Origin of the sequence: Clostridium sp. AF22-10 (genome assembly GCF_003478725.1) — a bacterium.
Classification (GTDB): domain Bacteria; phylum Bacillota; class Clostridia; order Lachnospirales; family Lachnospiraceae; genus Otoolea; species Otoolea fessa.
In genome coordinates this window covers 1-11808 of the sequence record NZ_QUFZ01000001.1, presented here as the reverse complement: position 1 = coordinate 11808, position 11808 = coordinate 1, and the positions used below count along the sequence as shown (strand labels likewise).

General features: G+C 47.6%; 11 protein-coding genes and 1 riboswitch. Of the genes, 8 read left to right on the top strand and 3 right to left on the bottom strand.

What is annotated here, in order from left to right; translation table 11 throughout:
- Window positions 1–21: 21 nt before the first annotated feature.
- Together DWX91_RS00055 and DWX91_RS00050 are read left to right on the top strand one after the other, a co-directional pair.
- Window positions 22–1005 carry a hypothetical protein gene (locus tag DWX91_RS00055; protein ID WP_118472145.1) on the top strand — a complete coding sequence of 328 codons (984 nt, stop codon included), beginning with the start codon at window positions 22–24 and terminating at the stop codon, window positions 1003–1005.
- 120 nt (window positions 1006–1125) lie between these two features.
- A riboswitch (glycine riboswitch) is annotated at window positions 1126–1230 on the top strand.
- Window positions 1231–1379: 149 nt separating this feature from the next.
- Entirely contained in the window at window positions 1380–2783 is a 1404-nt protein-coding gene (locus DWX91_RS00050; RefSeq protein WP_118472144.1) for an alanine/glycine:cation symporter family protein, read from the top strand.
- 326 nt (window positions 2784–3109) lie between these two features.
- Here the strand turns inward: DWX91_RS00050 and DWX91_RS00045 are convergent, their stop codons facing one another.
- On the bottom strand, window positions 3110–4048 hold the full coding sequence (locus DWX91_RS00045; protein ID WP_118472143.1) for a DUF4392 domain-containing protein: 939 nt from the start codon (window positions 4046–4048) through the stop codon (window positions 3110–3112).
- Between the two features lie 393 nt (window positions 4049–4441).
- Between DWX91_RS00045 and DWX91_RS00040 the strand changes: the two genes are divergently transcribed.
- Window positions 4442–4960, top strand: a complete 519-nt coding sequence (locus DWX91_RS00040; protein WP_022359442.1) for a MazG nucleotide pyrophosphohydrolase domain-containing protein — start codon at window positions 4442–4444, stop codon at window positions 4958–4960.
- 93 nt (window positions 4961–5053) lie between these two features.
- Here DWX91_RS00040 and DWX91_RS00035 read toward each other — a convergent pair whose 3' ends face one another.
- A complete protein-coding gene (locus DWX91_RS00035; protein ID WP_118472142.1) occupies window positions 5054–5482 on the bottom strand; it encodes an RrF2 family transcriptional regulator in 429 nt (142 codons plus the stop codon).
- A gap of 548 nt (window positions 5483–6030) precedes the next feature.
- Here DWX91_RS00035 and DWX91_RS00030 point away from each other — a divergent pair.
- The 5 genes from DWX91_RS00030 (at window position 6031) to sdaAA (ending at window position 11118) form a co-directional block, all read left to right on the top strand.
- On the top strand, window positions 6031–7314 hold the full coding sequence (locus DWX91_RS00030) for an O-acetylhomoserine aminocarboxypropyltransferase/cysteine synthase family protein (RefSeq protein WP_118472141.1): 1284 nt from the start codon (window positions 6031–6033) through the stop codon (window positions 7312–7314).
- Window positions 7315–7661: 347 nt separating this feature from the next.
- Window positions 7662–8534: a phosphoribosylaminoimidazolesuccinocarboxamide synthase gene (locus DWX91_RS00025; protein WP_022359439.1), complete on the top strand. Its 873-nt coding sequence runs from the start codon at window positions 7662–7664 to the stop codon at window positions 8532–8534.
- 199 nt (window positions 8535–8733) lie between these two features.
- Complete coding sequence (locus DWX91_RS00020) at window positions 8734–9510, top strand: SDR family NAD(P)-dependent oxidoreductase (protein ID WP_022359438.1); 777 nt, start codon at window positions 8734–8736, stop codon at window positions 9508–9510.
- Between the two features lie 21 nt (window positions 9511–9531).
- A complete protein-coding gene (gene sdaAB / locus DWX91_RS00015; RefSeq protein ID WP_107000463.1) occupies window positions 9532–10191 on the top strand; it encodes an L-serine ammonia-lyase, iron-sulfur-dependent subunit beta in 660 nt (219 codons plus the stop codon).
- A 42-nt stretch (window positions 10192–10233) separates the two neighbouring features.
- Window positions 10234–11118: an L-serine ammonia-lyase, iron-sulfur-dependent, subunit alpha gene (gene sdaAA, locus DWX91_RS00010; RefSeq protein WP_118472140.1), complete on the top strand. Its 885-nt coding sequence runs from the start codon at window positions 10234–10236 to the stop codon at window positions 11116–11118.
- Window positions 11119–11565: 447 nt separating this feature from the next.
- Here the strand turns inward: sdaAA and DWX91_RS16905 are convergent.
- On the bottom strand, window positions 11566–11808 hold a 243-nt coding region (locus DWX91_RS16905), incomplete at its 5' end, for a hypothetical protein (protein WP_207664023.1).

The window sequence follows — 11808 nt, the reverse complement described above, 5'->3', positions numbered from 1 at the left end:
AAAAGGGAAGGGAGGGATTTTATGGATCAGATGGCGAAAGGGCTGCTCTTCGGAGCAGCCGTACTGAGCCAGGCGGCTGCGGGATGTTTCCCCGCTGCCGCGGCATCCATCGATCGGGTCAGGATTCGGCTGTCAGCAGAAGAGCTGGATGAAATGGGAATGCCTGTTTTGGAGGCGGAAAGCCGGGACAGGGCATATAGCGTCACTGGTGTGGAACGAATCTCCGGTGATCCGGCAAGCGGACCGGCGATGGATAGGGCAGAGGTGGGAAAAAAGGAAAATGAACAATATAAAGGGAGCAGACAAGCCGACTCTGAAAATATAGGTACCAAAGAAGTGTCTTTAGAAGAACGAAAGATAGAAGAAATCCATGCAGAAGAACCTGCTCCGGAAATTCTATACGAAATAGAACTGGAATCCGATGCAGATGATTCTTTTTCCGTCCTTCGCCAGGAGGACATCCAGTTTTCAGGGCTTGGCGCGGTATGCAGCAAGGCAGTTCGGAAAGATAATGGCACTACGTTGCTTTTGACGATCGAATTACAGGATGCCGGAGAGATAATAGGAACGGTGGATGCAGCAGTCTGGGCGGAAAGAGGAATTGGCAGGTGGAAGAAAGCGCCGGGGGCTTCGGCATATTTGGTGATGCTTTACCGGGATGCGAAGCGTGTCGGACATCCGCATCGGACGAGTGCTGAACAGTACGATTTTGTACCGTTGATGCAGACTGCGGGCGTATATCATTTTAAAGTGATTCCTCTGACAAAGCAGGGAAAGCGTGGTCAGGCAGCAGAATCGGCATGGAGGAACGTGACGGAGGCAGAGGCAGCTCAAAACCGAGAAGAATGGGGAAGGAAAAAGCCGGGATGGCAGCCAGAAGGGGAAATTCCATCGTATATTTTAAAAGACGGTGCATACCCGCAGATGGATTCTCTTTTGATTGGGGAAAAGTATGAGCAGTTTAATGAAAAGGGGGAAAACGTGTCGCGAACCGTAATATTTTGAGGATTTTCGTATAATTTATAAAAATCAGTTGAAAAAGCAGAAGAAATGTGATAGCATACCTCACATAAGTTCGTTCCTGTTTACTGAACCGTCCTGACGAGTGATCGAAGGTCAGTCAGGCAGGGACACTCTGGAGAGTCTCCAAGAAGGAGCGCCGAAGGTGTAAGACGGATGCACGTCCATGGTATTCGTTGATCTCTCAGGCAAAAGGACAGGGCATACAACCAATCACAATGGAACCAGGGGATGAGTTCTATTGTATGCATATGTTCTACTCTTTGGAGAGCTGATTTGTATCAGCTCTTATTTTATTACTCGATCCCGGATTTATAAAAGAGCCGGAATCGTAACGAAAACATAGAGGAGGATAAAAAATGGACACGATTTTGACACTGGTAAACAAAGGCAATGATTTTCTGTGGAGTTTTCTTCTGCTGATTCTGCTGTGTGGAACGGGCATCTATTACACGATTCGTCTCAAATTCATCCAGGTAAGAAAATTTGGCGAGGGCTGCAAGCATGTGTTTGGACATTTCAGCCTGAACGGAGAAAAACATGAAAAAGGGGAAATGAGCCCGTTTCAGTCGATCATGACGGCGATCGCAGCACAGGTTGGTACTGGTAACCTGGCAGGTGCGGCGACAGCTCTGTTTGGCGGCGGTCCGGGTGCAATCTTCTGGATGTGGCTGAGCGCGTTCTTCGGAATGGCGACCATCTACTCCGAGGCGGTTCTGGCACAGACCTACAAGACAGAGGTAAATGGTGAGGTGACAGGCGGACCTGTCTACTACATCAAGGCGGCATTTAAAGGTAATTTTGGAAAGGTATTATCCACTCTGTTTGCTATCTTTATTGTTTTAGCACTTGGGTTTATGGGCAATATGGTACAGTCCAACTCGATCGGTGCTGCGTTTACAGAGGTATTTCAGGTATATGGAATCAATATTCCGCCGATCACGATCGGCCTTGTGCTGGCAGTACTGGCAGGATTCATTTTCATTGGTGGAACCAAACGTCTGGCAGCTGTGGTAGAGAAGGTTGTGCCAGTTATGGCAGGCGTTTACATTGTAGGAAGCCTGATTCTGATTTGCCTTCATATCAATCACGTGCCGACAGCATTTATGATGATCATCAAGGGCGCGTTTGATCCGAAAGCGGTAATGGGCGCTGGTGCTGGTATCACCGTCCGCGAAGCAATCCGTTTTGGTGTAGCGAGAGGACTTTTCTCCAATGAGGCAGGTATGGGTTCCACACCGCATGCTCACGCACGTGCGAAAGCAGAAAGCCCGCATCATCAGGGGCTTTGTGCGATGATCAGTGTCTTTATTGATACATTTGTTATTTTAAATCTGACCGTATTTGCAGTCCTGACAACGGATGCGATGAGCTCCGGCAAGGATGGTACAGCGCTGACACAGGCGGCATTCATGCAGAGTTTTGGAAACTTTGGTTCTATTTTTATTGCGATCTGCCTGCTGTTCTTCGCATTTTCGACGATTCTGGGATGGCATTTCTTTGGCCTGACGAATGCGAAATATCTGTTCGGCGAGGGCGCGGCAAAGGTTTATTCCTTCATCGTTGTGATTTGTATTGTCATTGGTTCTATGTTAAAGGTAAATTTAGTATGGGCTTTGGCAGATTTCTTCAACGCGCTGATGGTTATTCCGAACGTTTTGGCATTACTTGCATTGAGTCATGTGGTTGTGGCGGCTGACCGGAAAGCGGAAGCGATCACGAAAAATGTGACACAGGCATATCAGATTGCGGAAGAAAAGTAAGAGCAAATAAAAAGAAGATAAAAGGTAACTGTTCAGTAGGTCTGCGCGTGACTGTGAAGGTACTGAACAGTTACGATAAAAGTGAATTGTAAGCGTAAAAAGCGAGCGTTAAACAATCATTCAAAAAAAGACCTGCTTATGTAGTGAAATACATAGGCGGGTCTTTTTTAAACATAGGAAACTTCGTTCTATGACAAAGAACGCTCCGCGGGATGCGCACTCGCGCGAAGAAAAAATATGTCGCAAGCGACCGAGCGAGACGCCCGAATGTGCCAAGGCACATTCTTTATTCTTGAAAATGAAAACAAATAAAAAACCAAAAGTCCCTAAACAGCTGCCATTACCTTCCGCTCTCTGTAAAAATAAGGAGTCTCTTTCTTTGCTGTCTGCTTTTTAAGCGTTTCATCGGTCAATTTGCGGACAGACTGCAAAATCCTCAGATGCGTCTCCAGAGGGAGTGCATCAACGGTCAGTTCCGCTTTTTTCGTGCATCCATCCACACCGCCTGCTGCCACAACCCGGCGGAGCAATTCTGTCTCGGTGCGGTCAGAGGGGAGAAGATTCCGTCCTAATTCCAGGGAGAGCAGGGAGGCAATGCCCCAGCCCCACCAGTTGGAAACGCCGCTTGCCAGCGTCAGGTCTGCTGCTTCTGCGGTGCAGATAAGTTCGCCGTGTGGAACACCTGCGAGAATTTCACGGCGGAAGGTCCCCATTCCCATCTCGTTGCCGCCATCTCCGATGGAAATGACCGTGGCACCAGCTTCTCTGGCAGCAGACAGGAAAAGAGCCGAATCCGTGATCATGTCATCGAGCTGTTCACCGCGCATGCTGTGATAATGTCCGTTTTCAGCTTTACCTGGGCGCTCCAGGCTGATCAGATGGGTCGGTTTTGCATCACGGATAAAGGTGCGGATAAAGTTATCCGTATTCTGTTCCGGCAGACGGATCAAGGTTGCCTGCGGAGCGCGGAAGCGGAGAGCCGCTTCCAGATGCGGATAAGAAGACCAGTCGGTTACGACTGACACGCCGCAGCCAGCTGCCGTCAGCGCTGCTGCGAGGTTGGCAGTTCCGGAAGGTCCATCCGTCTCGCCGGTAATAGAACCGTCTGGCATTCGAACCGGGAAACCGGTCAGAAGAACGGCCCTTTTCGCATGGGCGAGAGAAGCAGACACAGCCGCAAGTGGGGAAGCAGGCAGAGATGCTAAAAGTCCGCGACCGCCAAAATCCTGTTTCATAATTGAATCTAAAGTTTCATAAAAAGTCATGGTATCAATCCTCCAGGTATACTGCATTGTGCAGAAATTGACAGGGGATTTTCTATCTGGATGATTCGAGCGCTTATTTACTGGATAATTTCCAAATCAAAAAAGATTGGCAGCAATCCGGTATGGTAGCTGTATCGGAATCATGTGCAATAAAAAAAGACCCACGTATCCTGTAAGATTCATGGCTCTTATTTACGAAGGGAGCATCCGGGCAGGAGTCCCGATAAATAAAAGAATCTGTTTTGTTATGATTATATTGTAAATGAAAAATATCAGACTGTCAATTCCAAATTCATTTTACGGCTGACAGAATGCAAAATTTGGAATATAATAAAAAAATAGGCATATAAACAAGCTCAGAAATAAAAGCAGACAAGAAAATGGATAGAGAGAATGAAACGAGAATCAAATGAGATAAAAAAAGAAAATGACCGCGCCGCATCGTTCATGCGCTTCTGCGAGGTAGTCCGCCATCTCCGTGCCGAGGACGGCTGTCCGTGGGATCGGGCGCAGACGCATACATCGCTGAAACCGTACTGCATTGAAGAAGCGGCAGAGGTGATTGGCGGTATCAATATCTGGGAGGCGACCGGCGATGCGGAGAACCTGAAAGAAGAACTGGGGGATTTAATGCTGCAGATTCTTCTTCACGCGCAGATCGCGGAGGAAGAAGGACTATTTACGATACGGGAGGTCATGGATGGCGCCAGCGAAAAAATGATCCGCCGCCATCCGCACGTGTTTGGTAAGTCGATGCTGTCCGAACAGGGAGAACCGGTCACGGATTGGGATGCAATCAAGAAGCAGGAAAAAGCCGGAAAAGAGTGGACGGAAGCGTATCTTCCGGGAGCGCTGGAAGAGGCGGAGAAACTGCTCGAGCGGGCAAAAGAACGGAAAGGCATCAAAAAATAACATTTGAGATGCTTCAATACTGAAATAAATAGAAAAATCTACATATAAAAAGGCATTCGGTCAAACTGGAATGCCTTCGTTCATTTATAAATGCTAATTCGTACTTTTTGGCAAAGACGGACTTTCCTTTACCAGATCTTCTAAAGTAATATTATAGAAGAAATTGTGTACAACCTGATCAAAGCGTTTCCACATCGGCAGGGTCACACAGCTTGTCTGACGTTCGCACGGCGGCGCATCCGGTGCAAGGCAGGCAACGGAAGAGAGAGAGCCTTCGGTCAGTTCCAGAATCTCTCCGGCGGTATATTCATTAATCGGACGGGTCAGACGGTAACCGCCGCCTTTGCCGCGCTGTCCTTCCAGTAATTTATTTTTGACCAGAACCTTCAAGATGATTTCCAGATACTTTTCAGAAATCTGCTGACGGGTGGCAATTTCATTCAGTGGTATATATCCAGCAGAATTTTGTTCCGCCAGATCGATCATAACGCGCAGGGCGTATCTTCCTTTTGTTGATATCATTCGGTAACCTCCTTACTATTAACCAATTATAACGCAAGGTAATAGGACTTTCAAGGAGAAAAGCGTGGAAAACAAAGAAAAAAAGTTTTTTCCTAATACCTATTGACAAAGTTGGTTTATAAGAGTATCATTAAGCCATCGAGTTCGGAAAGAACATGAAAATGAAAAGGAGGCAGATACAATGGCAAGACAGAATATTGTATGGAACGGAAATCTGATGTGTTGTTGTCGAATGTGTAATTCCCGGGCATTTTATATGGTCAGGTAAATTTGCATATCTGCCGTTCAAGAGAATGACAACGATTTAAGATGCAAGCCATTTGCCCGGGAGCTTAAAGAAGATTAAGCGGTCCGGCTTTTTATTTATCCAAAAAGCCAAATATACATTTGCATAAGCAAATATAGTAATGCGGAAAAGCAATTATTTTATAGAAAGCTTGAAAATAAATGGAAAAACGCTTGCTCAAATAAAAAAATGAATATAGAATAAAAACGAATTTACATACTAGGAAATAAACTCCCAGAAAAAGAAAGAGAGGTATTTTGAGATGGGAAATTATAGATTTGAGACTCTTCAGTTACACGTAGGTCAGGAGCAGCCGGATCCGGCAACCGATTCCAGAGCCGTTCCGATTTATCAGACCACTTCTTATGTATTTAAAAATTCCGCCCATGCGGCAGCACGTTTTGGCCTGGCAGATGCCGGTAACATTTACGGACGTCTGACCAACTCCACACAGGATGTATTTGAGAAGAGAATCGCAGCACTGGAGGGCGGCGTTGCAGCACTGGCAACCGCATCCGGCGCAGCTGCTATTACATATACAATCGAGGCACTGGCAGCAGACGGCGGTCACATCGTAGCACAGAAGACCATCTACGGCGGCAGCTATAACCTTTTAGAGCATACACTTTCCCATTTCGGTGTATCTACAACTTTCGTAGATGCTCATAATCTGGAAGCGGTAGAAGGTGCAATTCAGGAAAATACCCGTGCTATCTATCTGGAGACTCTCGGAAATCCGAATAGTGATATTCCGGACATCGACGCGATTGCTGAAATTGCACACAAACACGGACTTCCGTTAGTCATTGACAATACATTTGGCACACCGTACCTGATTCGCCCGATCGAGCATGGCGCAGATATTGTCGTACATTCCGCTACCAAGTTCATCGGCGGACACGGAACCACTCTGGGCGGCATTATCGTAGATTCCGGTAAATTTGACTGGAAAGCAAGCGGCAAATACCCGGCAATCGCAGATCCGAATCCGAGCTATCACGGCGTATCTTTCGTAGAGGCAGCAGGTCCGACAGCATTCGTCACCTACATCCGTGCTATCCTTCTGCGTGATATGGGCGCTACGATTTCCCCGTTCAACGCATTCCTGCTTCTTCAGGGAACTGAGACACTGTCTCTGCGTATCGACCGTCATGTAGAAAATACCAAGAAGGTTGTTGAGTACCTGTCAAAACATCCGTTAGTAGAGCACGTTAATCATCCGTCTCTGCCGAATCATCCGGATCATGCACTGTATGAGAAATATTTCCCGAACGGCGGCGCTTCTATATTCACCTTTGAGATCAAGGGCGGACAGGCAGAAGCTCATAAGTTCATCGACAACCTGCAGCTCTTCTCCCTGTTAGCAAACGTAGCAGATGTAAAGAGTCTGGTTATCCATCCAGCAACAACAACCCACTCCCAGCTGACTGACGAGGAGCTGGCAGATCAGGGCATTAAGCAGAACACCATCCGTCTGTCCATTGGTACCGAGCATATCGACGATATCATCGAGGATCTGGAGCGTGGATTTGCAGCTCTGAAATAAGCAAGAGTGTGTCGGGCTGAGAATCCGAGCATATACATAATAAATGGTAAATTGATAAAATGCGGTGTCATCTGCCAACTCTTCTTTAAGCAGGGAAGAACGGCAGATAACGCTGCATTTTTATTATTCCATTTTGGAAGAAAACGGCGTAGAAAAATTCATACCAAACCGCCTTCCACAGGGTAAAATGCTGAATTGTTGGGATTTAAGGAGGAAACGGGGAGGCGAGTCTTGACAATAAGGGCGGGTAAGTGGTAATTTATCAGATAGAAGGATACAGAGCTGTACATTTGTGATATAGGGGGGCTCTGGATTCCACCATAAAATTTAAGAATGAGGTGCAAAAAATGCAGGAGATGAAACCGATTAAAGAAGGAAAAGTCCGTGAAATCTATGACAATGGAGACAGCCTGATTATGGTTGCAACGGATCGTATCAGTTGCTTTGATGTTATCTTACATAATGAAGTGACAAACAAAGGCAAGGTACTGACACAGATGTCCAAGTTCTGGTTTGACCTGACGAAAGACATTATCCCGAATCACATGATTTCCGTAGATGTAAAAGACATGCCGGAATTCTTCCAGCAGGAGAAATTCGAAGGAAAGAGCATGATGTGCCGTAAGCTTGAGATGCTTCCGATTGAGTGCATCGTCCGCGGTTATATCACAGGAAGCGGCTGGGCAAGCTACCAGAAGACCGGAAAGGTTTGTGGAATTGAACTGCCGGAAGGCTTAAAAGAGTCTGACAAACTGCCGGAGCCGATCTACACACCGTCCACTAAGGCAGAGATTGGCGATCATGATGAAAACATCTCCTATGAGCAGAGCGTAGATCATCTGGAAAAATACTTCCCGGGCAAGGGAAAGGAGTATGCAGATAAGCTGCGTGAATACACGATTGCACTTTACAAAAAATGTGCGGAGTACGCACTGGAAAAAGGTATCATTATCGCAGATACCAAGTTTGAGTTCGGTCTGGATGAGAATGGCAACATCGTTCTTGGTGATGAGATGCTGACTCCGGACAGCTCCCGTTTCTGGCCGGCACAGGGCTACGAGGCAGGACATTCCCAGCCGTCCTTCGACAAGCAGTTTGCACGCGATTGGCTGACCGCTCATCCGGGCAATGACTGGACACTCCCGCAGGAGATTGTGGACAAGACCATTGAAAAATATCTTCAGAGCTATGAGATGCTGACCGGCGAAAAGCTGGCATAAGCGGATCGCTCGATGCAGCCAGTCAGGCAGTGGAAGAAAATGCATTGAATAAAAGTAAAAAAGCTGCTGTGAAAAGAATGAAATTCTTGTTTCACGGCAGCTTTTATATATGGAAATAAAAAACAAATATATCGCTAGTTCGTAATCTGCAGCAGAGGGGCTGTTTACAGATGTGTGCTTTTGAAAGGGAAAATAAAAGATGCGCGATTTTATGGATTTATTTAGCTTAAAGGGGAAAAAAGCGATCGTCACGGGCGGAACCAGAGGACTCGGCTATGGCATGGCAGAGGGACTGTGCAGAGCTGGGGCGGAGGTTACTATTTTGGGAACAAGTGAGAAGGTGCGGGAGAGCGCTGATGCGCTTGCACGGACAACCGGTGTGGTGGTTCACGGAATAGTGGGAGATCTGGTAAGAGAAGAGGAGGTTCCGAATATCTATAAGCGTCTGGTGGAAAGCCTTGATGGTCAGGCGGATATACTGGTAAACTGTGCGGGAGTTCAGCACCGGTGCGTGGCAGAAGATTTTCCGATGGAAGAGTGGAATCGGATTCTGCGAGTAAATTTAGGTGCTATGTTCCAGATGTCTCAGCTGGCGGCGCGGGATATGCTGCAGCGTGGATACGGCAGAATTATTAATGTGGCATCGATGACCTCCTTCTTCGGAAGTGTGATGATACCGGCATACGCGGCAAGTAAGGGCGGTGTGGCGCAGCTCACGAAAGCCTGCTCCAATGAATGGTCATCGCGTGGTGTGACCGTCAATGCGATCGCACCTGGTTATATGGAGACAAAGCTCACATCGGATATGAAAGCCAAAAATCCGGATCAGTATGAAGAGGTAACGGCGCGGATCCCGATGCACCGCTGGGGGAAGGCGGAGGATCTGGCAGGAATTACCGTGTTTTTAGCGAGTGACGCGGCAGAATATATAACGGGAGCGGTAATCCCGGTGGATGGCGGCTACCTGGCGAAGTAAACGAGAGAAAAGGAAAGAAATATGAATCTATTTGATATAGTAGGTCCGGTGATGGTCGGACCGTCCAGTTCCCACACAGCGGGCGCGGTTCGGATTGGATTTGTGGCGCAGAAGCTTCTTGGGGAACCGGTTAAGCGGGCAAGGATTGGTCTGTACGGCTCATTTCTGGCAACGGGAACCGGACACGGAACCCAGAAAGCGCTGATTGCGGGACTTTTAGGAATGGTGCCGGACGACATGCGGATTCCGGACAGCTTTCACCTGGCAGAGGAGAAAGGAATTGAGTTTTCCTTTGAGGAAGCTAATTTAAAAGAGGCGCATCCAAATTCGGCGGAACTGGAGCTTGAGGGCATTTCTGGGCGCAGTCTGACGGTAGTAGGTGAATCACTGGGCGGTTCCCGGATCAATATTGCGAAGGTCGATGGGATTGAAGCCAATTTTTCCGGTAGTTATCCAACCTTGGTTGTCCACAACGACGATCAGCCGGGACATGTGGCGGATGTGACGGCGATGCTGGCGCACAAATCGATCAATATTGCGACGATGCAGCTCTACCGTGCGGCGCGCGGCGGCATGGCAGTGATGGTTATTGAGTGCGATCAAGAGATTCCGGAAGAAGGGCTTGTGTGGCTGCGCCGTCAGGAGGGTATCCGAAAGGTAACATATTTAAGTCTTCGATAGGAAAGGTTCATATAAGAAAAGGAATGGAACGGGAAAATGGAAATGTTATATCATTCAGTGAGTGATCTGGTCCGCTTAGCGAACGAACATCAAATTCCGCTCTGGAAGGTGGTTCTTCTGGCAGATGTGCAGGAACGCCAGGTGACGGTGGAAGAATCGTTTGAAACAATGCGGCAGATGTATCAGGCGATGCGCCAGGCAGATCAGGAATACGACGGCTCGATCGTCTCGGCAAGTGGAATGGCGGGCGGCGACGGAGAAAAACTGCACGCATACAATGCCTCCGGTCGCAGCCTGGCGGGCGAATACATGGGGCTTGTGATGGAAAAAGCGGTGAAAATGGGAGAGTCCAACGCCTGTATGAAACGAATCGTGGCGGCTCCGACGGCGGGCGCATGCGGGGTGATTCCGGCGGTATTTTTGTCGTATGAGGAATATTGTAAGGAAACGGAGAACCGGATGGTCGAGGCGCTCTTTGTCAGTGCAGGAATCGGTGCGGTTATTGCAGAAAATGCGAGCATCGCCGGTGCATCGGGTGGATGCCAGGCGGAGATTGGTTCAGCAAGTGCGATGGCAGCAGGAGGGCTGGCATATCTGCAGGGCGGCGATGCGGAGTGTATCGCGAATGCAGCGGCATTTGCCCTCAAAAATATGTTGGGACTAACCTGTGATCCGGTCTGCGGTCTGGTTGAAGTTCCGTGTATCAAGCGGAATTCCGCCGGCGCCGTCAATGCGGCGGTCAGCGCGCAGATGGCAATGGCGGGAATCAAGAGCGCGATCCCGGCAGACGAGGTCGTCGATTCCATGCGCCGGATCGGCAATGCGCTTCCGGCTGCTTTACGCGAGACGAGTGAAGGCGGTCTGGCCGTGACCGAGAGCGCCAGAAAGATAGCAGAACGGATGGGAAAGAAGGAACACATTGCGTAGAAAACCCGGGAAGGCAATGAAAATCAATAGAGCCAGACAGCACGCGATTGCAGAACCTGTCAGAACTGTTCCAGCTGCTGATTAGAAAATAAAATTGTAGAAGAAAGAACAGCAATATAGAAATAGCTCTGTTTAAATGATGCCAGAATATTCTTAAAAATCACAAAAAAACATATAAAATAGCAAATTTAGAAAAATGCTTGACTTTCCGGGAATGCTCTGGTATCATAACATACGTCCTCGAGACAAGGACAAAAACAAAACACGAAACGAAAGAAATGATTTGAAGATTCTTGATGAACTCAGAAAAATTTCAAAAAAACGTGAATTTGTAAAAAATAAAAAAGTGTTGACAAAAGCAAAAACTTTTGATAAACTATAAAAGTTGCTGCTGAGACAACAACAAAGAACCTTGAAAACTGAACAGTATGTAAAACCCTGAAAATTCTAAGAACAAAGGCTTTTGGTTAAGCCTTGAAGTTCAAGAGAACATTCAGAACATTCGCGATAAAAATGAGTCCATGACTGCTTGCAGGCATGAGCGAGTTGAACGCGATGAGCAAAATGCAAATTTTGCGAAGAACCAAAACAACAGTAATAACGGTTAAAATTAGCCAAGCGAATTTTGACTGGAATCAAAACTTTAACATGAGAGTTTGATCCTGGCTCAGGATGAACGCTGGCGGCGTG

Excerpts from the sequence above, each read along its gene's own strand:
- DWX91_RS00055 (WP_118472145.1), top strand. The coding sequence starts at position 22 with ATGGATCAGATGGCGAAAGGGCTGCTCTTCGGAGCAGCCGTACTGAGC.
- DWX91_RS00050 (WP_118472144.1), top strand. The coding sequence starts at position 1,380 with ATGGACACGATTTTGACACTGGTAAACAAAGGCAATGATTTTCTGTGG.
- DWX91_RS00045 (WP_118472143.1), bottom strand. The coding sequence starts at position 4,048 with ATGACTTTTTATGAAACTTTAGATTCAATTATGAAACAGGATTTTGGC.
- DWX91_RS00040 (WP_022359442.1), top strand. The coding sequence starts at position 4,442 with ATGAAACGAGAATCAAATGAGATAAAAAAAGAAAATGACCGCGCCGCA.
- DWX91_RS00035 (WP_118472142.1), bottom strand. The coding sequence starts at position 5,482 with ATGATATCAACAAAAGGAAGATACGCCCTGCGCGTTATGATCGATCTG.
- DWX91_RS00030 (WP_118472141.1), top strand. The coding sequence starts at position 6,031 with ATGGGAAATTATAGATTTGAGACTCTTCAGTTACACGTAGGTCAGGAG.
- DWX91_RS00025 (WP_022359439.1), top strand. The coding sequence starts at position 7,662 with ATGCAGGAGATGAAACCGATTAAAGAAGGAAAAGTCCGTGAAATCTAT.
- DWX91_RS00020 (WP_022359438.1), top strand. The coding sequence starts at position 8,734 with ATGCGCGATTTTATGGATTTATTTAGCTTAAAGGGGAAAAAAGCGATC.
- sdaAB (WP_107000463.1), top strand. The coding sequence starts at position 9,532 with ATGAATCTATTTGATATAGTAGGTCCGGTGATGGTCGGACCGTCCAGT.
- sdaAA (WP_118472140.1), top strand. The coding sequence starts at position 10,234 with ATGTTATATCATTCAGTGAGTGATCTGGTCCGCTTAGCGAACGAACAT.